16 protein-coding genes are annotated in these 22,574 nt (G+C 62.8%); 3 read left to right on the top strand and 13 right to left on the bottom strand.

The window, feature by feature from the left end; translation table 11 throughout:
• Positions 1–27: 27 nt before the first annotated feature.
• Positions 28–1,080 (bottom strand): ABC transporter substrate-binding protein, encoded by a 1,053-nt coding sequence (locus tag ACIROY_RS15565; RefSeq protein WP_402342329.1) that lies wholly within the window; start codon positions 1,078–1,080, stop codon positions 28–30.
• A gap of 313 nt (positions 1,081–1,393) precedes the next feature.
• Between ACIROY_RS15565 and ACIROY_RS15560 the strand changes: the two genes are divergently transcribed.
• The 3 genes from ACIROY_RS15560 to ACIROY_RS15550 all read left to right on the top strand — a co-directional run bounded on the left by ACIROY_RS15560 (position 1,394) and on the right by ACIROY_RS15550 (position 3,409).
• On the top strand, positions 1,394–2,176 hold the full coding sequence (locus tag ACIROY_RS15560; RefSeq protein ID WP_402275981.1) for a GntR family transcriptional regulator: 783 nt from the start codon (positions 1,394–1,396) through the stop codon (positions 2,174–2,176).
• A gap of 113 nt (positions 2,177–2,289) precedes the next feature.
• Positions 2,290–3,078 carry a TorF family putative porin gene (locus tag ACIROY_RS15555; protein ID WP_402342327.1) on the top strand — a complete coding sequence of 263 codons (789 nt, stop codon included), beginning with the start codon at positions 2,290–2,292 and terminating at the stop codon, positions 3,076–3,078.
• Between the two features lie 7 nt (positions 3,079–3,085).
• The gene (locus tag ACIROY_RS15550) at positions 3,086–3,409 is read left to right on the top strand and encodes a hypothetical protein (RefSeq protein ID WP_402275977.1); all 324 of its coding nucleotides are present in this window, start codon (positions 3,086–3,088) and stop codon (positions 3,407–3,409) included.
• Here the strand turns inward: ACIROY_RS15550 and ACIROY_RS15545 are convergent.
• The 12 genes from ACIROY_RS15545 to ACIROY_RS15490 all read right to left on the bottom strand — a co-directional run bounded on the left by ACIROY_RS15545 (position 3,406) and on the right by ACIROY_RS15490 (position 22,523).
• Positions 3,406–5,322 (bottom strand): methyl-accepting chemotaxis protein, encoded by a 1,917-nt coding sequence (locus ACIROY_RS15545; RefSeq protein WP_402342326.1) that lies wholly within the window; start codon positions 5,320–5,322, stop codon positions 3,406–3,408. The two genes, ACIROY_RS15550 and ACIROY_RS15545, sit on opposite strands and share 4 nt — an antisense overlap.
• Positions 5,323–5,437: 115 nt before the next feature.
• Positions 5,438–6,139, bottom strand: a complete 702-nt coding sequence (locus tag ACIROY_RS15540) for a response regulator (RefSeq protein ID WP_402275972.1) — start codon at positions 6,137–6,139, stop codon at positions 5,438–5,440.
• A gap of 5 nt (positions 6,140–6,144) precedes the next feature.
• Entirely contained in the window at positions 6,145–8,859 is a 2,715-nt protein-coding gene (locus tag ACIROY_RS15535; RefSeq protein WP_402342324.1) for a DUF4118 domain-containing protein, read from the bottom strand.
• Between the two features lie 805 nt (positions 8,860–9,664).
• The gene (gene kdpC / locus ACIROY_RS15530; RefSeq protein WP_402342322.1) at positions 9,665–10,243 is read right to left on the bottom strand and encodes a potassium-transporting ATPase subunit KdpC; all 579 of its coding nucleotides are present in this window, start codon (positions 10,241–10,243) and stop codon (positions 9,665–9,667) included.
• A 19-nt stretch (positions 10,244–10,262) separates the two neighbouring features.
• Positions 10,263–12,326: a potassium-transporting ATPase subunit KdpB gene (kdpB, locus tag ACIROY_RS15525; RefSeq protein WP_402279605.1), complete on the bottom strand. Its 2,064-nt coding sequence runs from the start codon at positions 12,324–12,326 to the stop codon at positions 10,263–10,265.
• A gap of 119 nt (positions 12,327–12,445) precedes the next feature.
• Positions 12,446–14,230: a potassium-transporting ATPase subunit KdpA gene (gene kdpA / locus ACIROY_RS15520; protein ID WP_402342320.1), complete on the bottom strand. Its 1,785-nt coding sequence runs from the start codon at positions 14,228–14,230 to the stop codon at positions 12,446–12,448.
• A gap of 1 nt (position 14,231) precedes the next feature.
• Positions 14,232–14,321 (bottom strand): K(+)-transporting ATPase subunit F, encoded by a 90-nt coding sequence (gene kdpF / locus ACIROY_RS15515; RefSeq protein ID WP_402279409.1) that lies wholly within the window; start codon positions 14,319–14,321, stop codon positions 14,232–14,234.
• A 283-nt stretch (positions 14,322–14,604) separates the two neighbouring features.
• Positions 14,605–16,752, bottom strand: a complete 2,148-nt coding sequence (locus ACIROY_RS15510; protein WP_402279412.1) for a diguanylate cyclase domain-containing protein — start codon at positions 16,750–16,752, stop codon at positions 14,605–14,607.
• Between the two features lie 282 nt (positions 16,753–17,034).
• Positions 17,035–18,624, bottom strand: a complete 1,590-nt coding sequence (locus ACIROY_RS15505; RefSeq protein WP_402279414.1) for a gamma-glutamyltransferase family protein — start codon at positions 18,622–18,624, stop codon at positions 17,035–17,037.
• A gap of 29 nt (positions 18,625–18,653) precedes the next feature.
• Positions 18,654–19,037: an oxalurate catabolism protein HpxZ gene (hpxZ, locus tag ACIROY_RS15500; RefSeq protein ID WP_402342318.1), complete on the bottom strand. Its 384-nt coding sequence runs from the start codon at positions 19,035–19,037 to the stop codon at positions 18,654–18,656.
• Positions 19,038–19,047: 10 nt separating this feature from the next.
• Complete coding sequence (locus ACIROY_RS15495) at positions 19,048–21,648, bottom strand: ATP-binding cassette domain-containing protein (protein ID WP_402342316.1); 2,601 nt, start codon at positions 21,646–21,648, stop codon at positions 19,048–19,050.
• Positions 21,645–22,523 (bottom strand): branched-chain amino acid ABC transporter permease, encoded by an 879-nt coding sequence (locus tag ACIROY_RS15490; RefSeq protein WP_402342314.1) that lies wholly within the window; start codon positions 22,521–22,523, stop codon positions 21,645–21,647. The genes ACIROY_RS15495 and ACIROY_RS15490 overlap by 4 nt, the downstream gene beginning before the upstream one ends.
• Positions 22,524–22,574: the final 51 nt, after the last annotated feature.

The raw sequence follows: 22,574 nt of genomic DNA, 5'->3' as shown, positions 1-22,574 counted from the left end.
TCCGGTTAAATCCGTATTGCGCCTGAATCAATAGCCCAGTTCGGACTTGGGCTTCTTGGTGACTTCCATCAGGAAGCTGTAGTCCATGTTCTTGTCGATCTGCGCCGAGACGTCGGTGGAGATGTACTTGAGGTCTTTCATCATCGCGCCGATGGCTTGCGTCTGCGCGCGGTACATCTTGAAGTCGGGATAGGAGTTCTTCAGCGCTTCGGTGGCGACGGTCTTGTCCAGACCGGTGCCCTTGACGATGCTGGCAACCCAGGCGCCCTTGTCCTTTTGCAGGTTGTCCACCAGGCGCACCACGGCGGCGACGGTTTCCTTCACTTCGGCCGGATGTTCCTTGATCACATCCGAGCGCGTCACGATCAGGTTGGTCAGGCGGCCGGCTGCCTGCTTGTAGGGGAATGCAAAATGCTTGCCGACGCCGGTCATGCGGATTTGCGAGGCGAACGGTTCGACCGAGCAGATCAGCTCGACTTCACCGCGCTGCAGGGCTGCGGCGTGGTCGGACGGATTCGGGATGTTGACGAACTGCACGTCCTTGCTCGGATTGATGCCGTTCAGGGCCAGCTCGCCGCGCATGTGCAGGTCCTGCGCATTGCCGCGCGAAGCTGCGATGCGGAACGGTTTGCCCTGCGCCTTGTAGTCGGCGATCAGCTTCTTCAGGCCGGCCCAGTCGTCGGAAGCCAGCGCCATGTCCTTGCCTACCAGCATTTCGGAGCCGCCGTTGACCTGGCCCGACACCGCCACCAGGTCGAAACCCTTGTCGAGGCCGCTGACGAAGGACAGGTAAGTCACCTGGGCGATGTCCACGCTCTTGGACACCAGTGCGGTCAGCGCGTCGCTGCCGGCGGTGAAGTTGATGCCTTCGATGTCGACGTTTTTCGCCAGTTCAGGCACCAGCGCCATCGACATGCAGTGCGCGCACTTGGCGTAGGCCAGCTTGAACTTCGGCTTGGCCTGGGCTTGGGCTGCGCCGGCGAAAGCCAGGCTGAAGGCCAGCCCGGCGGCCACGACGGCGGCGCGCATGACGGACGAACGCGGCAGGTTTTTTTGTGCGCCGGATACTTGATAGTGCATGGTGACTCTCCCGTAAGTAACTCAAAGATGGAACTCATCGAAGCAATGAGCATGGACCGCAATTAAGATTGTGACAATTTAAAATACTGATTGCGACAAACAATGCAATACCTGTGCCAGGACAGTTTCAATTGAATTTCAGAGTGAAGTAGCCTTTATTCACCGCATGGAAGCAGGAAATAAAATCCAGGCTGGTGCAAAACGGGAGAAATCGAACCAAACCGGTGCGACAAATTATTTTATAAATGTCGGGAAAGTTTTTATTAATTGTGACAATATATCCCCACAAAATACATCGCCTCAGGACAATGCAATGACCAGCACCACCAACACCGCCGCCATCAGACCCGGCCGCAAGAAGACCGCAAGCAAACTGAACAAGAGCGCGGACAACAGCCCCCTGCCCGCCCAAGCCGTGAGCGCGCGGCCGATGGCCGGCGACGTCATCTATGAGCGCATCCTCACGTCGATCATGGAGCATCGCCTCACGCCGGGCACCAAGCTGGTGGAAGAAAAGCTGGCCGGCATCTTCAACGTCAACCGTACGCGCGTGCGCGAAGTGCTGGCGCGGCTGAGCCACGAAGGACTGATCACCACGATCCCGAATCGCGGCGCCTTCATCGCCAGCCCGACGCCGAGCGAAGCGCGCGCGATCTTTTCGGCACGCCGCCTGATCGAGCCGGCGCTGCTGCGCCATCTGTGCGAACACACCCGGCCCGACCATATCGCCCAACTGCGCGCCCACGTCGCGCTGGAGGCGCAGGCGCGCGAAGCCAATGACCGCCGCGCGATCATCAGGCTGTCGGGAGAGTTCCACATTCGCATCGCCGACATGGTCGAGAACCCGGTCATGAGCAAGATGATGCGCGAGCTGGCGTCGCTGACCTGCCTGATCATCGTGCTGTACGACTCTCCTACCGTGCCGGCGTGTACCCATGACGAGCACGGCGACATCATCGACGCCATCGCCGCCGGCAAGGTCGAGAAAGCCGTGGCGGCGATGATCGAGCATCTGAACCACATCGAAGCGGTGCTCGACATGTCGACGCCGCCGGCCGAAGACGACGATCTGGAAGCGGTGCTGAGCGCGATGTAATTCCGGCGATTTTTATGGTGCGTTTATCCGCGCAGCATAAAGTTTTATAAGAATTAGACGCCGCATTTCTTATCTTGTAGCCCACATCAACCTGATTTGTGGAGTACAAGAAAATGACATCCCGATTTGCGCCGTTCCGTTTCGTTTCCATCGCCGTGGCGGCAACTGCCCTGCTGCACGTGCTGCCCGCCGCCGCGGCAGAGAATGGCGACGCAACTGCAACTGCACCTGCGCCTGCTTTCACCTCCACCGCGAACATCGGCCTCTACAGCCAATACGTTTTCCGCGGTCTGACCCAGACCAATGAAAAGCCTGCCGTGCAAGGCGGCTTCGACCTCTCGCACGAGAGCGGCCTGTACGCCGGCATCTGGGCGTCCAACATCAGCTGGATCAGTGACGCCACGCCGGGCGCATCGGCCAGCCTGGAAGCCGACATCTACGGCGGCTTCAAATATGGCTTCAACGACACCCTGACCGGCGACATCGGCTTCCTCCACTACGCCTATCCGGGCAGCTTCCCCAACGGCTTCACCAAGGCCGACACCAATGAGCTGTATCTCGGCCTTGACGCCAAGTGGATCACGCTGCGTTATTCCTACGCCGTCGGCAACACGTTCGGCAGCGCCGACACGCGCGGCTCCAGCTACATCGACCTGGGACTGACGCACGAGCTGGTCGCCGGCATCAACGGCGTTGCGCATGTCGGCCATCAGCGCTATACCGGCCCGAACTCCTCCAACCTGTCGTACACCGACTGGAAGCTGGGCCTGAACCGCGACTTCTCCGGCTACGTGCTGGCGGCCTACTACACCGGCACCAACGCCAAGGACGCCGGCTACACGGTCAAGGGCAAGAACCTCGGCCGCGACCAGCTGGTGCTGTCGGTGTCGCGCACCTTCTGAGGCTGACATGGACGGGAAAATTTCAACGGCCTTGGGCGTATTGCTCTTAAGTTCAGCGCTGCTGCCCGCCGCGCATGCGGTGGTGCCGTACCGCTCGCCGGAAGACTACGGCCCGTCCATCGAAGCAAGGAAGCAATTGCCGGCATGCCGGCGCGCCGCCATGGAAGTCATGGCCGGCGCCGGCAAGATTGAGAGTGAAAGTTTCGTGCAGCGCAACGAGGCAGAGTATTTCCGCTTCGTCATGCGCAACGGCAGCAAGGAAGTGCTGATCATCTGCGACGGCCATGCCGGCACGATCCGCCGCCAGATCGATATCTGGGGGGATCTTTAGGTTTGTTCAGCGACCATAGCTTCGTCATGCGGTAGCTTGAAAAAGGCAATCGACCTGCTCAGCTTCTCGGCCTGCGCGCTCATCTCTTCGGCGGTCGCCGCCAGTTGCTCCGACCCGGCTGCATTCTGCTGCACCGTCATGCTCAGTTGCACCACGGCGGAATTGATCTGGCTGACGCCGGCCGACTGCTCGGTGCAGGAATGGGAAATCTCTTGCACCAGTTCCGATGCGCGGCGAATTTCCGGCACCAGGTTTTCCAGCAGACGGCTGGCTTGTTCGGCCAGCGCGACGCTGGTTCCGGCCACGTCGCCGATTTCCTGCGCCGCATCCTGGCTGCGTTCGGCCAGCTTGCGGATCTCCGCCGACACCACCGCAAAGCCGCGGCTCTGGCCGCCGCTGCTGGCCGCTTCGATCGCTGCGTTAAGCGACAACAGATTGGTTTGATAAGCAATGTCATCGATCACTTCCACCATCTTTGCGATGCGCTTCATGGCCGAAACGGTCGACAACACCGCATTGCCGCCATCGCCGGCGCCGTCGGCGGTTTTGCCCGCGAGCGCATCGGTGACGCGTGCATTGGCGGCATTGCGCGAAATCGACGTCGACATTTCTTCCAGCGAGGCGCTGGTCATCTCGATGCCGGCGGCCTGTTCACTGGCGCCCTGCGACAAGGCTTGCGCAGTACTGCTGATCTCGCGCGAGGCATCGGCCAGCACGCCGGCGCCTTCCGATACGTCGGCCACCACCGCCGACAAGGTGTCGACCATATCCTTCATGTGAAACACCAAGCTGAAATCGTCATTGCGCGCGACCTCGATGCACTGCGTGAAATCGCCCTGCGCCACCTTGCTCAACACCTCGATCACATCGGCCGGCTCGCCGCCCAGCTGGCGCACCAGGCTGCGGCAGATCAGCCAGCCCGACAACGCCGCCAGCAAGGCGATCAGCAGCACGCCGCCGGTCAGTTGGTCGCGTTGTCGCTCCTGTGCAGCGATGCGGTCGGCGATCATTTTCTGCAGGCGGTCGGACGCCAGGAAGGCGGTGCGATATTGCTGATCGACTGCAACGCTCATCGCGTCGTAGTAGGCGGCCGGCGTCATCGTCAAGGTGTCGGCGGCAGCGATCTCATCGCGCGACAGGTTCAGCGAACTGCGGCTGGCGATGGTCGACGCCTCCGAGCTGGCGCCGAGTTCCGCCTTCAGCGCCGGCACGGCGCCATAGACTTTTTCGAAATAGCGCAGTGAGGTGCGTCCGTGCTGGCGCGTGCCGGCAATCAGGCTGTGCAGGTTCACGCGCGCATCATCGTCGATCTGGCCGGCGATCAGGTAGCGCACGCCGGCGCCGCGCACCTGGCCCAGGTATTCAGCCAGTTGCGGCAAGTCGAAATACACCGCATGCACGAGGTAGTACACGCCCGGATCGGAATCCAGGCTGAGGTGATAGCGGTCGGCGATTTTTTCGCTGAGCAGCAGCAGGCTCAGGCATAGCTGGCTGTGACGCTCGAAACTGTCGGACAAGGTTACGCCGCGCCGGCTCACGGCTTTGGACAGGTCGTCCCATTCCGTACGGATTTTCTGCAGCAGCGCCGCTTCAGCAGGACTGCCGGCTTGCAGAGACTGCGCCAGCGCGTCCATCGCGAGCGTGCCCAGGCGCGTGCTTTCACCGAGCTGATCAACCATTTGGCCGGAAGTGAGGAAGGCCGTCGACAAACCGCGATGGCTCTGCACCAGCTGCAGCGCCTTGAGCGTTTTGACACCGGGCTCAAGGCCTCTCTGTTCGAGGCGCGACACAGCGATGCTTTTGTCAGCGCCATCCACATACAGATAAAGCGGCGGCCCCACCAGCAATACTCCCAATACGCCCAACAACCCCATGCGTTGCCACAGCTTGAAACGCTGCAAGAACCGCGTCATGAAACCCTCCCGTTTTTTTATTAGCGGGACAGTCTATCAAATCAGGAGGAATCGGGAGCGTGCGAGCCGAATCAGTGTAAATCAGGGTAATTTTGCGTCACTGAAAACAGCGGTATCAGGCCGGTTCAGCGTTGACGATGCGATAGCCGACGCCGATTTCGGTGACGATGTGCTTGGGCTGTGCCGGGTCGTCTTCCAGCTTCTGGCGCAGGCGCTGCATGTAGATGCGCAGGTAGTGATGATCTTCGGTATGCGACGGTCCCCATCCCGCCGCCAGCAAGGTGCGGTGCGTGATCACGCGGCCGGCGTCGCGCAGCAGCGTGGCGATCAGGCGATGTTCGATCTGGGTCAGGTGCACCGCCTCGCCGCCTTTGCTGGCCGTGCGCGCCGGCAGGTCGATCAGCAGATCGCCGAGACGAAAACGTCCGGTCGCCGCGCTGGCCTGGCTGCGCCGGCGCAACTGGGCACGGATGCGCGCCAGCAATTCCGGCACGCCGAAGGGCTTGGTCAGGTAATCGTCGGCGCCGGCATCGAGAGCGGCGACTTTTTCCGCCTCTTGCGTACGTGCCGACAGGATCACGATCGGCACGTCACTCCACGAGCGGATGTCGGCGATGACCTGCTTGCCGTCCTGGTCGGGCAGGCCGAGATCGACGATGACCAGATCCGGTTTGCGGGTGCCCGCTTCCACCATGCCTTCACGCGCGGTGCGCGCCTCGTGCACGATGAAGCCTTCCTGTTCAAGCGCGCTACGCACCAGCTTGCGGATGTGGGCGTCGTCCTCGACGAACACGATATTGCCTGCGTGATCCAACATGATCGTTATTCCTCTTCCGGCAGGGCCGGAGGTTTGTCCAAAGGCAAAGTGAAGCAGACGCGCGCGCCGCGGCCGCCGTCGCCGGGCAGCGCGCGTATCGCACCACCGTGGGCATCAATAATCGCGCGGCAAATCGCCAATCCCAGGCCGACCCCTGGCGTGCTTGATTCCGTATCGCCGCGTGTGAATTTTTCAAACGCGCGCTCTTCCATGCCTTGCGGGAAGCCCGGACCGCGGTCGATCACGCTGATTTCCATCATGCCTGCATTGGCTCTTGCATCGACCATGATGATCTCGCCGGCCGGTGCGTACTTGACGGCGTTCTCGATCAGATTGGCGAACACGCGCTCGATCAGCACCGCGTCGAAACGCACCAGCGGCAAGTCGGCCGGCAGATGCGTCTCCACGCGGCGTTCGCCGAGCGTCTTGTTGAGCAGGCGCAAGGCGGTGCCGACCACTTCTTCGATCGAATTCCATTGGCGGTTGAGCGTAATGCCGCCCGATTGCAGGCGCGCCATGTCGAGCAGGTTTTCCACCAGTCCCGACATGCGTTGCGATTGCTCGCTGATGGTGACGGCCATCTCGCGCTCGTCGGCGCCCAGCGACGGCTGCCGCGCCAGCGCTTCGGCGCTGCCCACCAGCGAGGTCAGGGGCGTACGCAGGTCATGCGAGATGGCCGACAGCAGGGAGTTGCGCAGGCGCTCCGACTCCATCGTCACCAGCGCATCCTGCGCCACCTCGGCGTAGTGCAAGCGCTCGATCGCCATGGCGATCTGCGAGCAGAAGATTTCCAGCATTTGCCGATTCTCCGGCAAGGCCAGCTGAAGCGGATCTTCGGCCACGAACGCCAGCACGCCGCGCGTGCGCATGGTCGCGTTCAGCGGCAGGTACAGCGCCTGCGCCGCCGGCAAGGTGGCGGTGCCGCGCCCCGCCGCCTGGTCGTTGTCGTAGACCCATTGCGCCACGCCCAGGTCGACATCTTGCAGGGCATGGGCGTCGTGTTCTTCCGGCGCGGCCACGCGCACGTTTTCGCCGCTATCGGGCAAACAGAACGCCGTCTTGGCGCCGAACACCGCGCCGAGATGGCGGCGGCCGATTTCCAGGATCTGCTCCAGCGTCAGCACCGCCGCCAGTTCCTTGCCGAGCATGTACAGGTTGCCGGCGCGCGCCTCGCGCAGCATGGCGACGTTGGCCTGATGCCGCATGCGCGAGGCCAATGAACTGATGAACAGCGACACCGCCAGCATCACCAGCAGGGTAATCAGATATTGCGCGTCCGAGACGCTGATGGAAAAGCGCGGCGCCACGAAAAAGAAATCGAACGCCAGCACGCTCATGATCGACGCCAGTGCCGACGCCGAGCGCCCGTAGCGCACCGCGACGATCATCACGCCGACCAGGTACAGCATGATCACGTTGGCCGGATGCAGATAGGCGATCAGCCACCAGGCCAGCCCCGTGGTCACGGCGCAGCTGACGGTGGCCCACAGATAGCCGCGGCGGCGGCGCAGACGGCCGCTGTCGTCGCGTGCTTCTTCCACCGGAGGCCTGACGCTGTCGTCGCGCTTCGATTCCACCGGACGCGCCACGGTATAGACGTCGATGTCCTGTCCGTTTGCGGCGATACGTTCGGCCAGATTCTTGCGCCACCATCGTTTCCACTGCGTCCAGCCGCCGCCGTGCGACTGGCCGATCACCAGCTTGCCTGCATTGCGGCTGCGCGCGAACTGCACCAGCGCCTGCGCCACGTCTTCGCCGGTGATGCTGGCGGTTTCCGCGCCCAATGATTGCGCCAGCTTGAGGTTCTTCAATATGCGTTCGCGCCCGGCCAGCGTCACCCGCGGCCAGCTCGGCGCATCCACGTGCACCGCCAGCCAGTCTGCCTGCAGCTTGGCCGCCAGCCGTGCGGCGGCGCGCACCAGCTTGTCTTCGTCGGCGCGCGCACCGATGGCCACCACGATGCGTTCCTTGGTCTGCCACAGCTGGACGATGGAGCGATCGGCGCGGTACTCGCGCATGTCGGCGTCGACGCGATCGGCGGTGCGGCGCAGGGCGATTTCGCGCAGCGCCAGCAGATTGCCCTTGCGGAAAAAATTACGCCCGGCTTTCTCGGCCTGTTGCGGCAGGTAGACCTTGCCTTCCTTGAGGCGTTGCAGCAGTTCGTCGGGCGGCAAGTCCACCAACGTGACGTCGTCGGCCTCGTCAAAGACATGATCCGGAATCGTCTCGTGCACGCGGATGCCGGTGATCTGGCCGACCACGTCGTTGAGGCTTTCGATGTGCTGGACGTTGACGGTGGTGTAGACATGGATGCCGGCGTGCAGCAGCTCTTCGATGTCTTGCCAGCGTTTGGCGTGGCGCGAGCCGGGGACATTGGAGTGCGCCAGTTCGTCGACCAGGATGAAGGTCGGTTTGCGTTCGAGCGCGGCGTCGAGGTCGAATTCATGCAGCGTGCGGTCGCGGTATTGGATGCTGCGCAGGGGCAGGCGTTCGATCCCTTCGAGCATGGCTTCGGTATCGGCGCGGCCGTGGGTTTCGACGATGCCGGCGAGGACTTGCTCGCCTTGTTCCTGCAGGTTTCTGGCGGCGGCCAGCATGGCGTAGGTTTTGCCCACGCCGGCGGAGGAGCCGAAGAAGATCTTGAGCCGGCCGCGCGCCTGACGGTCTTCGTCGCGCATGACGCGGTCGAGGAGGTCGTCGGGGTTGGGGCGGGTGGGCATGGTGGGGGTATTGTAGTTGGAAATGGGCTTTTTTAGCGGGTTGGGTTCGTGTGGTCGTGTGCTGTGTTTTGTTCCGACTGGCCTTTGCCTGTAGCTGATTCTGTTTTCTCTTCGATCAACCCTTGCCGGGGGTAGCCCGGCAGCTACTCACTTTCTTTGCTTCGCCAAAGAAAAGTAAGCCAAAGAAGGCGACCGCGATTCGCCGCCCCGCTGCGCGGGGTACCCGTTGATGCCACGCACAAATCGGGAAGGGAAACAAACTCGCTTCGCTCAGACAAGTTTCCCTTCTTTATCCGATTTGTGCGCGTCACCAACGGCGACTCATAAGCGGACCGGCCAGACTGGCTCGCTACGCATCGCCAAGGGTCGCTCGCCTTCGGCATCGCAATTGTTACCTTTAATCGTAGCCAATTGCATCGTTGTTGCGACGATAGCGAAGAACACAGACCTTCACTCCATCTCGGTCCCCTGGCGATGCGCAGCAAGCCAGTCTGGAATTCCCGCTTGCGAGCAGCCGGTGGCGGCAGGTGCAAATCGGATAAAGAGGGGAAATTTGTCTGAGCGTAGCGAGTTTATTTCCCCTCCCGATTTGTGCCTGACGACGCCGGGAACCCCGAAGGGGCTGCGAACTTGCGGTCACCTTCTTTTGCTTACTTTTCTTGGCGAAGCAAGAAAAGTGAGTAGCTGCCGGGCTACCCCCGGCTTGGTCGTCCGAAGAACTAACAGCCAAAGCTACAGAAGAACAAACGACAGAAGCTACCAAAAAACAACCGCAAGCAAGCAAAGAACAACAAAACAGAACATGTCAGGTTTTGCTGACCGCATCCAACGCCAGATTCAGCTTCAACACGTTGACCCTCGGTTCGCCGAACAAGCCCCACTGCGGCGCCTCAGTCTGCACCTTGACCAGCGCGCGAACCTGCTCCAAAGACAAGCCCCGCACCTTCGCCACCCGTGCCGCCTGATACTCCGCAGCAGCCGGACTGATATGCGGATCCAGCCCACTGCCGGATGAAGTCAGCAAGTCCAGAGGAATCTCCCGGCCGGCGCCAGGATCAGCTGCGCGCAACGCCTCCTCACGCGCCTTGGCCGCATCGACCAGGGCAGGATTCAGAGGACCGAAGTTGCTGCCGCCCGAAGCCCCGCCGTTGTACGGGAAAGTGCCCGAACTGGACAGACGGCCCCAGAAGTATTTCGGCTCGGTGAAGTTCTGGCCGATCAGCTCGGAGCCGACCGGCACGCCGTCGCGCACAATGACGCTGCCGTTGGCCTGGGCCGGGAAGAAGGCCTGGCCGACCAGCGTGATGACCGCCGGGTACAAGCCGCCCAGGATGAGCGACATCAGGATGAACAGCGAGACCGCGGGACGCAGATAAGTTTTCATGACAATTCCTTCAACAAAATTAAGCCAGGCCAAAGACGCCAAGCAACACGTCAATCAGCTTGATGCCGACAAACGGCACGACCAGACCGCCCAGACCGTAAATCAACAGATTGCGACGCAACAGCACAGCCGCGCCCAGCGCCCGATAACGCACGCCACGCAAGGCCAGCGGGATCAACACGACGATCACCAGCGCATTGAAAATCACCGCCGACAAAATCGCCGACGACGGATTGTTCAGATGCATCACGTCCAGCGCCGCCAGTTGCGGATAGGTGGTCGCGAACATCGCCGGGATGATCGCGAAATACTTGGCGACGTCGTTGGCGATACTGAAGGTGGTCAGGCTGCCGCGCGTCATCAGCATCTGCTTGCCGATCTCGACGATCTCGATCAGCTTGGTCGGATTGGAATCCAGGTCGACCATGTTGCCGGCCTCTTTCGCCGCCTGCGTGCCGGTGTTCATGGCCACCGCGACGTCGGCCTGCGCCAGTGCCGGCGCATCGTTGGTGCCGTCGCCGGTCATCGCCACCAGCTTGCCCTCGGCCTGGTGCTGGCGAATCAGCGAGAGCTTGTTTTCCGGCGTGGCTTCGGCGAGGAAGTCGTCGACGCCCGCCTCCGCTGCGATCGCCGCTGCAGTGAGACGGTTGTCGCCGGTGATCATGATGGTCTTGATGCCCATGCGGCGCAGCTCGGAGAAGCGCTCCTTGATGCCGCCCTTGACGATGTCCTTCAACTCGATCACGCCGAGTACACGGATCGAACCGCTGGAGGCGTCGGTCTCAGCCACCACCAAAGGCGTGCTGCCGCGACGGGCGACGATGTCGACGGCGGCGGCGACTTCACCCGGTACTTGTTGACCGGCTTGCTCGGCCAGCTTGCGGATGGCGTCGGCGGCTCCTTTGCGAATCTGGCGATGGCCGATGTCGACACCGGACAGACGCGTCTGCGCAGTGAACGGGATGAAGACCGCGCCGAGGCTGGCCATTTCGCGTTCACGCAGATTGAAGCGCTTCTTGGCCAGCACCACGATGCTGCGGCCTTCCGGTGTTTCATCGGCCAAGGAAGCGAGCTGGGCGATGTCGGCCAACTCTTGTTCGCTCACGCCGTTGGCTGGCAGGAAGGCCGAGGCCTGGCGATTGCCGAGTGTGATGGTGCCGGTCTTGTCCAGCAGCAGTACGTCGACATCGCCGGCGGCTTCCACCGCACGGCCCGAGGTCGCGATCACGTTGGCCTGCATCATGCGGCTCATGCCGGCCACGCCGATGGCCGACAGCAGGCCGCCGATGGTGGTCGGGATCAGACACACCAGCAAGGCGATCAGCGCGGTCACGGTAACCGGCGCACCACTCTGTGCGACGTTGACGCTGAACACCGAGAACGGCAGCAGGGTCACCGTCACCAGCAGGAACACGATGGTCAGCGCAACCAGCAGCAGGGTCAGCGCGATCTCATTGGGCGTCTTCTGGCGCTTGGCGCTTTCCACCATGGCGATCATGCGATCGAGGAAGGCTTCGCCGGGGTTCACCGTGACGCGCACGATGATCCAGTCCGACAGCACGCGGGTGCCGCCGGTGACGGCGGTAAAGTCGCCGCCCGACTCGCGGATCACCGGCGCAGACTCACCGGTGATGGCGCTCTCGTCGACGGTGGCGACGCCTTCGACCACTTCGCCGTCGGCCGGGACGTAGTCACCCGCTTCGATCAGGACCAGGTCGCCCTTGCGCAGCGAGCTGCCTTCGACCAGTTCACAGCGATCATTGCGATTGGCGCGTTGCAGCTTCTTGGCCACCACACTTTTCTTGGCGCTGCGCAGCGATGCCGCCTGCGCCTTGCTGCGGCCCTCCGCCAATGCTTCGGCGAAGTTGGCGAACAGCACCGTGAACCATAACCACACCGTCACGGCGAGGATGAAGCCGGACGGCGCCTCACCTTTGCCGTTGAGCGCCTGCAGATAGAGCAGCGTGGTCAGGATGCTGCCCAGGTACACCACGAACATCACCGGATTGCGCCATTGGGCGCGCGGCGACAGTTTGCGGAACGAGTCGATCACGGCCGGTTTGACGATGGCCGGATCGAACATCCATTTGGTTGCGGATTGCGCACCCGATGAGGCAGGCGTCGCGGCAGCAGGTACGCTACCGGCAGGGACAACAACTTTTTTGGCAGGACTATTTGCCATGTTTTTCTCCAATTCAGACATTAGTGAATCGCCATCATCTGCAGATGCTCGATCACCGGACCCAGCGCCAGCGCCGGGACATACGTCAGTGCGCCGACCAGGATCACCGCGCCGATCAGCAGCGCGACGAACAGCGGACCATGCGTGGGCAAGGTGCCGGATGTGGCCGCCAGGCGCTTCTTGCCGGCCAGCGAACCGGCCATGGCGAGCACTGGCACGATGATGCCGAAGCGGCCCAGCCACATGGCGATACCGGTCATGACGTTGTAATAAGGCGTGTTGGCCGACAAGCCGGCAAAGGCGCTGCCGTTGTTGTTGGCGGCCGAGCTGAAGGCGTAGAGGATTTCCGAGAAGCCATGGGCGCCGGGGTTGGCGATGCCGGCCAGGCCGCTTTCCACCATCACCGAAATCGCCGTCAGCACCAGCACCAGCGCCGGCGTCATCAGGATGGCGATGGACATCATCTTCATGTCGAACACGCCGATCTTCTTGCCCAGGTATTCCGGCGTGCGGCCGATCATCAGGCCGGCGATGAACACCGCCAGCACCGCAAAGATCAGCATGCCGTACAGACCTGCGCCGACGCCGCCGTAGACCACTTCACCGAGCTGCATCTGCAGCATCGGCACCAGTCCGCCCAACGGCGACAGCGAGTCGTGCATGGCGTTGACGGCGCCGCAGGATGCCGCCGTGGTGATCGCCGCAAACAGGCTCGATGCGATGATGCCGAAACGAGTTTCCTTGCCTTCCATCATGCCGTTGCTCTGCGTTGCATGCGCGACGGCCAGCGCGGGATTGGGCTGCTGCTCGAAGTACATCACGGTCAGCGTCATGACGATGAACAACAGCGTCATCGCAGCCAGGATCGCCCAGCCCTGGCGGCGGTCGCCGACCAGCATGCCGAAGCTGGTGCACAGCGCGGCGGGAATGATCAGGATCGCCAGCATCTGCACGAAGTTGGACAGCGGCGTCGGGTTCTCGTATGGATGCGCCGAGTTGGCGTTGAAGAAACCGCCGCCGTTGGTGCCAACCATCTTGATCGCTTCCTGCGAGGCAACAGGGCCCATCGGCAAGGTTTGCTTGCTGGTCTTCATCTCATCGACCAGCGGTGCCCCCTTCTCGTCCTTGAGCGGCTGGCCTTGCGGATCCAGGCGCGGCACGGTGTAGGAAGTGGTTTCCAGCGTCGACACTTCGACATAGGACTTGAAGTTCTGGATCACGCCCTGGCTCATCAGCACGACGGCGACCAGTACCGACAACGGCAGCAGCACGTACAGGCTGGAGCGTGTCATGTCGATCCAGAAGTTGCCGATGCTCTTGCTGCTGTGACGCGCGAAGCCGCGGATCAGCGCAAAGGCGACGGCGATGCCTGTGGCGGCCGAGACAAAGTTCTGCACCGACAGCGCCAGCATCTGGGTCAGATAGCTCATCGTGCTTTCGCCGACGTAGCCCTGCCAGTTGGTGTTGGTGACGAAGCTCACTGCGGTGTTGAACGAGGAGTCGGCGCTGACATTGACCATGCCGGCCGGATTCAGCGGCAGCCAGAATTGCAGGCGTTGCAGCGCGTAGACGACGAACATGCCGACGATATTAAACAGCAGCAACGACAGCGCGTATTGCTTCCAGCCCATGTCGGCGTCGGAACGGATGCCGCACAGACGATAGAAGAAATGTTCAATGCCGCCGAACACGCGGTTGACGGCAGACTTGCCTTCCATCACGCGGGCGATGTACCAGCCCACCGGCACCGACAGCACGAGCAGGACGACCAGATAGATCGCCAGTTGGGTAATCGAGGCAGTCATGTCAGAAGGCCTCCGGCTTGATCAGGGCGTAAACGAGATACGCCAACAGGCCGACCGATACGGCCAGCCCCAGTATTTGCATGACGGTCATTGCATGTCCTCCAGCTTCTTGCAGGCGACGACAAATGCCCACATGACGATGCTGCAAGCCAGCAAGCCGCCGATATATAGAAAATCCATGTCCTACTCCCTTGATGAATGCTTACGGAGCAAACGATAGGGGGAAGGACGTTAAATCCGGATAAAACTATCGGAGGACGGTATAAATTTTGTGTAAACAAGAACGCGCCGCTCGGGGCGGCGCGTGCTGATCGGGACAGGAATTAAGTGAATGGTGATGCAGGAAGATATTACTGCAGGGAACAAGGTTCAGATCAGACCGAGCTTTCCTCGGTATTCCATTCGACCCGGTTCTTGCCGGCGCGTTTGGCGGCGTACATGGCCTTGTCGGCCTGCGCCACCAGCGCGTCCTGGTCGATGTGCTGGCCCGGTTCGTAGATCGCGATGCCGATACTGGTGGAGACATTGACGGTCGCGGCCGTGAGGATGAACGGCCGGCGCATCGACACCAGGATTTTTTCCGCTACGCCCATGGCGTCGGCCGGGCCGTGCAGGCGCTCGAGGATGACGGTGAATTCGTCGCCGGCCAGGCGCGCCACGGTGTCGACGTCGCGCACCGCATCGATCAGGCGTTCGGCAAACTTGACCAGCAGTTCGTCGCCGGCTTCATGACCGTACTTGTCGTTGATGCTCTTGAAACCGTCGACATCCATGAACAGCAGACCCATCTGCTGCGGTTCGCGGATGGCGCGCGCCATCGCCTCGGGCAGCTTTTCGGTAAAGGCGCGGCGATTCGGCAGGCCGGTCAGGATGTCGGTCAGCGCCATTTCCTGCAGCGAGTTGCGGAAGGCCTGGCGCTCGGTGATGTCATGCAGGAAGGCGATGAACAGGTGGCCGGCGCGGCGGCGCACATAGCCGACTGTCATTTCGACCGGCAGTTCGTTGCCGTCGCGGCGCAACGCGTTGATCTCGATGCGGTTGTTGATCACCACGCCTTCGCCGGTGTTGAGGAAATGGGTCATGCCGCGCCGGTGCAGCTCGCGCTGCTCAAACGGAATGATCAGTTCGGCCAGTTCCTTGCCGACGGCTTCCTTGTGGGCCCAGCCCAGCAGTTGCTCGGCCTGGCGATTCCATTCCAGCACCATGCCGTCTTCGTCGATGGCGATGAAGGCGTCGTGGGCGTTTTGCAGGATCGCACGCAGTTCGGTTTCGCTTTCTTCCAGGCGGATCTGGTTTTCGCGCTGGTTGTCGAGGGACTGCTGCAGGGCGATGGCGGTTTCGTGCAGGCGCCGGGTGCGGTCTTCGACGCGTTGCTCCAGGCCTTCGTTGAGCGAGCGCACTTCGCGCAGGTAGTTTTCTTCGCGCTGGACCATGGTCGACAGCGTGGTCGAGAGCAGCTGGATTTCGTAATAGGTACCGACGATGGGAATCTCGGCGCTGTGGTCGCCGGTGGCGCGTCGTTCCAATGCGGCGCTCAGCGCATTCATCGGCGCCACCAGCCGGCGCGTCATGAAGAACGCCAGCGTCATCAGCAGCAAGCCTACGATGCAGCCGACGAACAGCACCTGGCGCTCCAGGTCCTTGAAGCCGGACATGGCGACCTGTTCGGGCTGACGCACCAGCACGCTCCATTTCATTTCGGTGTATTCGCTGTTGAGGCCGGTGCGCGCAAAACCGGTCAGGTAATGCTGGCCGTCTTCGCCGAGTTCGCGCATCGATCCCGACGGCAGGCGCAGCGAGGCCTTGAAGCTGTCGGAGGCGATTTTCTTTTCTTCGAGTTCGCGCGGACCGAGCAGCACGGTGCCGTCTTCGCGCACGATCATGATCTCGACGTCGTAGCGGTCATTGGCCGGGTTGAGCAGCTTCTTGGCCAGGTCGCGCGCCCAGGTCCAGCTCAGGTGTACGCCCAGTACGCCCTGGAACTGGCCGTCCGGTCCCATGATCGGCGTGGCGATGTCGACGAAGCGCCATGGATCGCTCATGACCGGCAGCTTCTTTTCCAGCAGCACGGCGGGATGATAGTCGCCGACGAAGAAATCCTTTTGCGCCTTCTGGTACCACGGCCGCTGCTCGACGCTCTGGCCTTCCAGCAAACCGTTGGCGGCGGCCAGCACGTTGCCGTCCGGCGTGGCGAAGCCGATCCAGGCGTAATTGGGAACGTTTCTTTGCAATTCGTTGAAGACGGCGCGCATGCGCGCCGGATCCTTGGCCTCGCGGATCGACGGACGTTGCGACAGCAGCTTCACGTCGATGTAGCGCTCCGCCATGCTGCGGTCGAGCGCGTCCTGCATTTGCCAGGCCAGTTGATTGAGCCGCGCCTCGGCTTCGTGACGCGCATAGCTGCGCGTGAATTGATCCACCAACGCCAGCACCGACGCCGTCGTGATCAGCACCGACAGCACCACTCCTATCGTGACCCATGAGGACAGACTCAATGTCGATGAGAGTTTTTTAATGCTCAAGATGGCTCCGGCTGCTGTTCGACGTGACACCGAAAGAACGGAAATGGCCTTGCTTGCCTTCCTCCCGGGCGCTCCCTCTGATTCTTTTATTGGGAATACCGAAATATTAGCTGGTCAATTGCATCGGGAGCAATACTTGACGCGGGAATAAGACTGAAAGCTTGTCTGTCAGACAAGCTTTTATCCATATAAACAGGCAATCTGTTGCAAAAACTGCCGGGTCGGGCGCAAGGGCCGTCCCGGCAGTCCGTCGGAGGGAGTCGGAAGCGCGTCGGAAGAGAATCAAACGCCGGCGCAAATACCATCGGCGCGCGGATCGGTGGCGCCTTCGATCAGGCCGTTCGGATGCACGCAAACGGCGCCCGCGTGACCCATCATGTCGGTGTAATCGGCCGTCACTTCGACATCATGGCCGGCGCGCCGGAGCGCCTCGATCACGTCGGCCGGGATGCGTCCCTCAAGCTTGAGGTTGGTCGACACCGTGCCCCAGGTGCGGCCCAGCAACCAGCGCGGCGCACTGACTGCAGCCTGCATGTTCTGACCGAACAGAATGTGGCGGCTGAACACTGCGGCCTGCGTCTGCGGCTGGCCTTCGCCGCCCATGGTGCCGTAGGCCAGCGTGCGGCCGTCGTTGAGACGCGCCAGCGAAGGATTGAGCGTATGGAACGGCAGCTTGCCCGGCTGCAACTGGTTGGCGCCGTCGTCGAGCGTAAAACTCGCGCCGCGGTTTTGCCACACCACACCGGTGTCGCCGGCGATCACGCCGCTGCCGAACTCCCAGAAAATGCTCTGGATATAACTGACCACGCGTCCCTGCGCATCGGCCGCGCCCATCCAGATGGTGTCGCCCGGCTTGGGCACATGCGGCCACGGCGCCGCGCGCTGCATGTCGATCTGCGCGGCCTCGCGGTCGAGCGCCTCAGGCGACAGCCAGTCGGCGGCATCGACCGACATGTGGGCACGATCGGTGACGTGCTTGTTGCGCAGGATGAAGGCGCGCTTGGTGGCTTCCACCAGGCCGTGGATGTGTTCGAAGCCATCCGCCTGCTTGACGCCGAGGCGATCGAACAGGCCCAGGATCATCAGCGCCGACACGCCCTGCGTCGGCGGCGGCAGATTATAGATACGGCCGGATTGCATCTGCACCATCAGCGGCTTGACGACCTGCGCGCGATAAGCGGCGAGGTCGGCGGCGCGCAACGGGCTGCCGGCCTGTTCGAGACCGGCGGCGAATTGCTGCGCCAGTTCACCGCGATAGAAATCGTCGAGGCCGGCTTCGGTCAGGCGCGACAGGGTCGCCGCCAGCGCCGGTTGTTTCAGGATGTCGCCCAGCGACGGTGCGCCTTGTGCTGCATAGGTGGCGGCGAAACCGGGCTGGTCCTTCAGCTCTTCCCATTTGTCCTGCGTGAGTTCAACCTGCGAGCGTGTGACCGGCACGCCGGCCCTGGCGTGATGAATCGCATCGGCCAGCAAGCGCGACAATGGCAGGCGCTTGCCGCCGTCCCAATCTTTGACGGCCTCCAGCGCTGCTGCCCAGCCGCCGACTGCGCCTGCCACGGTCAGCGCCGCGCGCGGACCGCGCGTCGGAATCGCCGCGTCGCCGTGCTGCGCATAAAAATCCTTGGTCGCCAGCGCGGCCGACTGGCCGCAGGCCTGGATCGCCACCGGTTCGCGGCCCGGTTCGCTGATGACCCAGAAGCCATCGCCGCCGATGCCGTTCATGTGCGGATACACCACGGCGATGGCGGCAGCGGCGGCGACCATCGCCTCCACCGCGTTACCGCCTTCGCGCAGCACGGCGGCACCGGCTTGCGCCGCCAGGTGATGCGGTGCGGTCACCATGCCGCCGATACAGGTCTTGCTGTACAACATAGAGGGCTCCTGAAACTGTCTGTCTTCGATTAATTGTCCATCCACGACACGTGCGCCGCCACGATGCGCCATCCTTGCGGCAAGCGCAGCCAGGTGTGGCTCTGGCGCCCGGTGCGCGCTTCACCGCTCTTGCTGAACTCGGTGTTGGCGGTGGCGTAGTCGGGGCCGTACGTAGTGATCACGGTCGCATGCAAGTCGCGCGCCAGGTTCTTCGGCGAGCGGCTGTTGCGGAACGCCTGGATGGTATCGTAACCGATCAGGTTTTCGGTCGCACCGTAGCGCAAGGTGTGCGGACTGTTCCAGAACAGTTCGTCGAGGACGGCGACGTCGTTGTTGACCAGCGCCACCTCATAGCGCTCAAAGGCGGCGGTCACTTCGGCGACGACGTCGGGCAGGTTGATCTCGTATTCCATAGATACTTTCTTAGTGCCCGCCCAGATAAGCCTTGGCCAGCGCATCGTTGGCGGCGATCTCGGCGGCGGTGCCTTCGGCCACCACGCGTCCGCCTTCGATGACGTAGGCGCGATCGGCCAAGGCCAGCGCCAGTGCCGCCATCTGATCGACCAGCAGGATGGTCATGTCTTCATCGCGCAGGCCGTCGAGCGCGGCGAACAGTTCTGCGATGACCTTGGGCGCCAGGCCCAGCGACGGCTCGTCCAGCAACAGGATGCGCGGACGCGACATCAGGCCGCGCGCGACCGCCAGCATCTGCTGCTCGCCGCCCGACAACAGGCCGGCGCGATGATGCAAGCGCTCGCGCAGGCGCGGGAAGCGTGTCAGCATTTCCTCGACGCGGCGGTCCATGTCCTGCGGATACAGGAAGGCGCCGAGGCGGATGTTGTCGAGCACGCTCAGCTCGGCGAACACCTGGCGACCTTCCGGCACCAGCACCACGCCGTGCTTGACGATCTCTTCCGCGCGCAGGTGCATCAGATTGACGCCGCCGACGTGGATGCCGCCGCGCACCGGACGATGGAGTCCCGCCAGCGCACGCATCAGCGTCGATTTGCCGGCGCCGTTGGCGCCCAGCAGCGCCACCATTTCACCCTGCTTTACTTGAAGGTTGATGCCGTGCAGGACCGGTTCGGCGCCATAGCCGGCGATCAGTTCGCCGACGCCGAGCAACTCCTGGCCGGAACGGCTGCCGCGAATACGCGCTTCGGCCTGCATCGCTTCGCCGAGATAAGCCTGGCGCACCGCCGGATTGTCCTGGATCTCCTGCGGTGTGCCCAGCGCCAGGCGCTGGCCGGCATCCAGCACCACGATGCGGTGCGAGATGTCCATGACCAGCGACATGTCGTGCTCCACCAGCACCACGCTGATGCCGGCTGCGGCGATGCGTTGCAGCAGGCGCGCGAGCTTTTCCTTGTCTTCGCGCGACAGGCCGGCGGCCGGCTCATCCAGCAGCAGCACCTCGGGATCGGTTGCCAGCGCGCGGGCGATTTCCACCAGCCGGCGATCGACGTGGGCCAGATCGGCCGATGCAATATCGACCGCCCCTTCGTAGCCGCAATACGCCAGCAGTTGCCTGCTGCGCGCACGAATCTCCGCCGCGCCGAAACTGCCGGCGTTGAGCAGGCCGCCGAGCTTGCCCTTGCCCATGGCCAGTGCGACGTTGTCTTCCACCGTCAGCGAGCCGAACAGTTGCGAGGTCTGATACGTGCGTGCGACGCCATGGCGGGCGATGCGGAAGGCCGGCAAGCCTGCAAGCGCGGCACCTTGCAACGAGAAGCCGCCGATAGAGGGCTTGTAGAACCCGCTTAGCATGTTCAGCGCGGTGGTTTTTCCTGCGCCGTTGGGGCCGATCAGGCTCGTGATGGCGGCGGCCGGCACGTCGAAGCTGAGATCGCCGACCGCGCGCACGCCGCCGAAGATCATCGTCAATCCTTCTGCCCGCAGAGTGCGGCGATCACGCTGCGGCAACACCGCCTCCTGCAATCGCTGCGGCAGGTCGTCATAGGAGGGAGTAGCGGTCGCTGCACCGGGGATTTTCTTGCTCCCCATTTTTGCCGCCAGCTGACGCAGCATGCCGGTCACGCCATCCGGCGCAATCCACAGCACCAGCAACAGCAGGCCGCCGAAAAACAGCAGCCGGTAATCTTCCAGACTGGACAACAACTCCGGCAGCACGCCGACGATGACGGCGCCGATCAGCGGTCCCATCGTCGCGCCCGCGCCGCCGACCACTACCACCAGCACGAACAGGATCGATTGCATGAAGCCGAAGGTGTCCGGCGTGACGAAGGTCGACAACGGCGCAAACAAACCGCCCGCCAGACCGGCCAGCATGGCCGACACGGCGAAGGCCACGGTCTTGATCACGAGCGGATTGAGGCCGATCGATTCGGAGGCGGTCTCGCTGTCCTTCACCGCGCGCATGGCGGCGCCCCAGGTGCCGCGCGCCAGCCAGCAGAACGCTGCAAGCAGAATGGCGGCGCTGCAGATCGCCAGCAGCGCGATGCCGCGTTCGCCTTGCACCAGACCGCCGAAGCCCGGCGCGGCGATGCCCATGATGCCGTTCTGGCCGCCGGTGAGTCCGCGCATTTCAATGATGGCGTGCTGCACGATGAAGCTGAAGGCAATCGTGATCATCGCCAGGTACGGCCCTTTCACGCGCAGGGCCGGCAGCGCCAGCAAAGCGCCCAGCGCAGCGGCGATCAGCGCCGCCAGCGGCCACGCCAGCCAGAAGCTGACGCCGAATTTGGTGGTCAGTATCGCCACCGTATAGGCGCCGATGGCGTAGAAGCCGATGTGCCCGAACGAGACCTGTCCGGTCAGGCCGAGCAGCACGTTCAGGCCGATGCCGACGATCGCCATCAAGGCGATGCCGGTCAGCACGAACACGTAATAACTGTTGACGGTGAGCGCCAGGCAGCACACCGCCACCAGCGCGGCAAGACCCGCCGCCAGCGGCAACGGTCCGGCCAGCCCGAGCAGGCGGCGCGGCGGCGGCGATGCAGATGCCGCTGTTTTTGCTGCCGTTTTTGCTGCAGCCACCACGGAAGAAGGAGGAATGGTCGTCATACTTTTTTCACCTGTGCGCGACCGAACAGGCCGTTGGGACGAATGGCCAGCACCACGATCACCAGTGCGAAGGTGATGATCTGCGTGTAGCCGGAACCGAGTGTGGAGGTGATCATCGCTTCCGCCACGCCGAACAGCAGGCCGGCGATCATCACGCCCCAGGCACTGGTGATGCCGCCGAGGATGGCGACGGCAAACGCCTTGAGGCCGAACAGCGTACCCATGTCGGCGTTGACGTTGAACAGCGGCGCGATCAGCACGCCGGCGATGCCCGCCAGCAGCGTCGACAAGGCGAAGGAGACTGCGACGGCGCGTACGATGGGAATGCCCATCAGCCTTGCGGCGTCGCGATTTTGCACCACCGCGAGCATGGCGATGCCCCAGCGCGTGCGGCGCGAGATGCGATGCAACACCGCCGCCAGCACCAGACCGACTACCGGAATAAGAAGCTGCAGCGGATACACGCCCAGGCCGACGCCGCCGATTTCAATCGACGACAAGGCCAACGGCGACTGCAGGCTGCGCGGCTCCTTGCCGAAGGTATGCATGACGACGTTGTCGAGCACGATGCCCAAGGCCACGGTCGACATCAGCCAGGCGTTGGAACCGCGGTTGGCGAACGGACGTACCGCCAGCACTTCCACCACCAGACCGTACAGCGCACATACAGCCAGCGCCAGCATCACGGCCGACCACATCGGCCAGCCCAGCGTCTGCGAAAACGTGAAGCACAGGACCGCACCCAGCATCATGGAACTGCCCTGCGCAAAATTGACCGTACCCGATACCGCATAGGTGATGTAAAAACCCAGCGCCATCAGGCCATACATGCTTCCCAGTCCCAACCCGCTGATCAGCGCCGACAACAGCAACATCTTGTTCTCCCTGATTGAATCTTGTCGCCCGGGCGCTGCAGCTTGCGTCGC

This window comes from Herbaspirillum sp. NPDC101396, from assembly GCF_044767365.1.
Classification (GTDB): domain Bacteria; phylum Pseudomonadota; class Gammaproteobacteria; order Burkholderiales; family Burkholderiaceae_D; genus Herbaspirillum.
The sequence above is the reverse complement of the archived record's forward strand: the minus strand, read 5'-3'. Positions and strand labels throughout refer to the sequence as shown.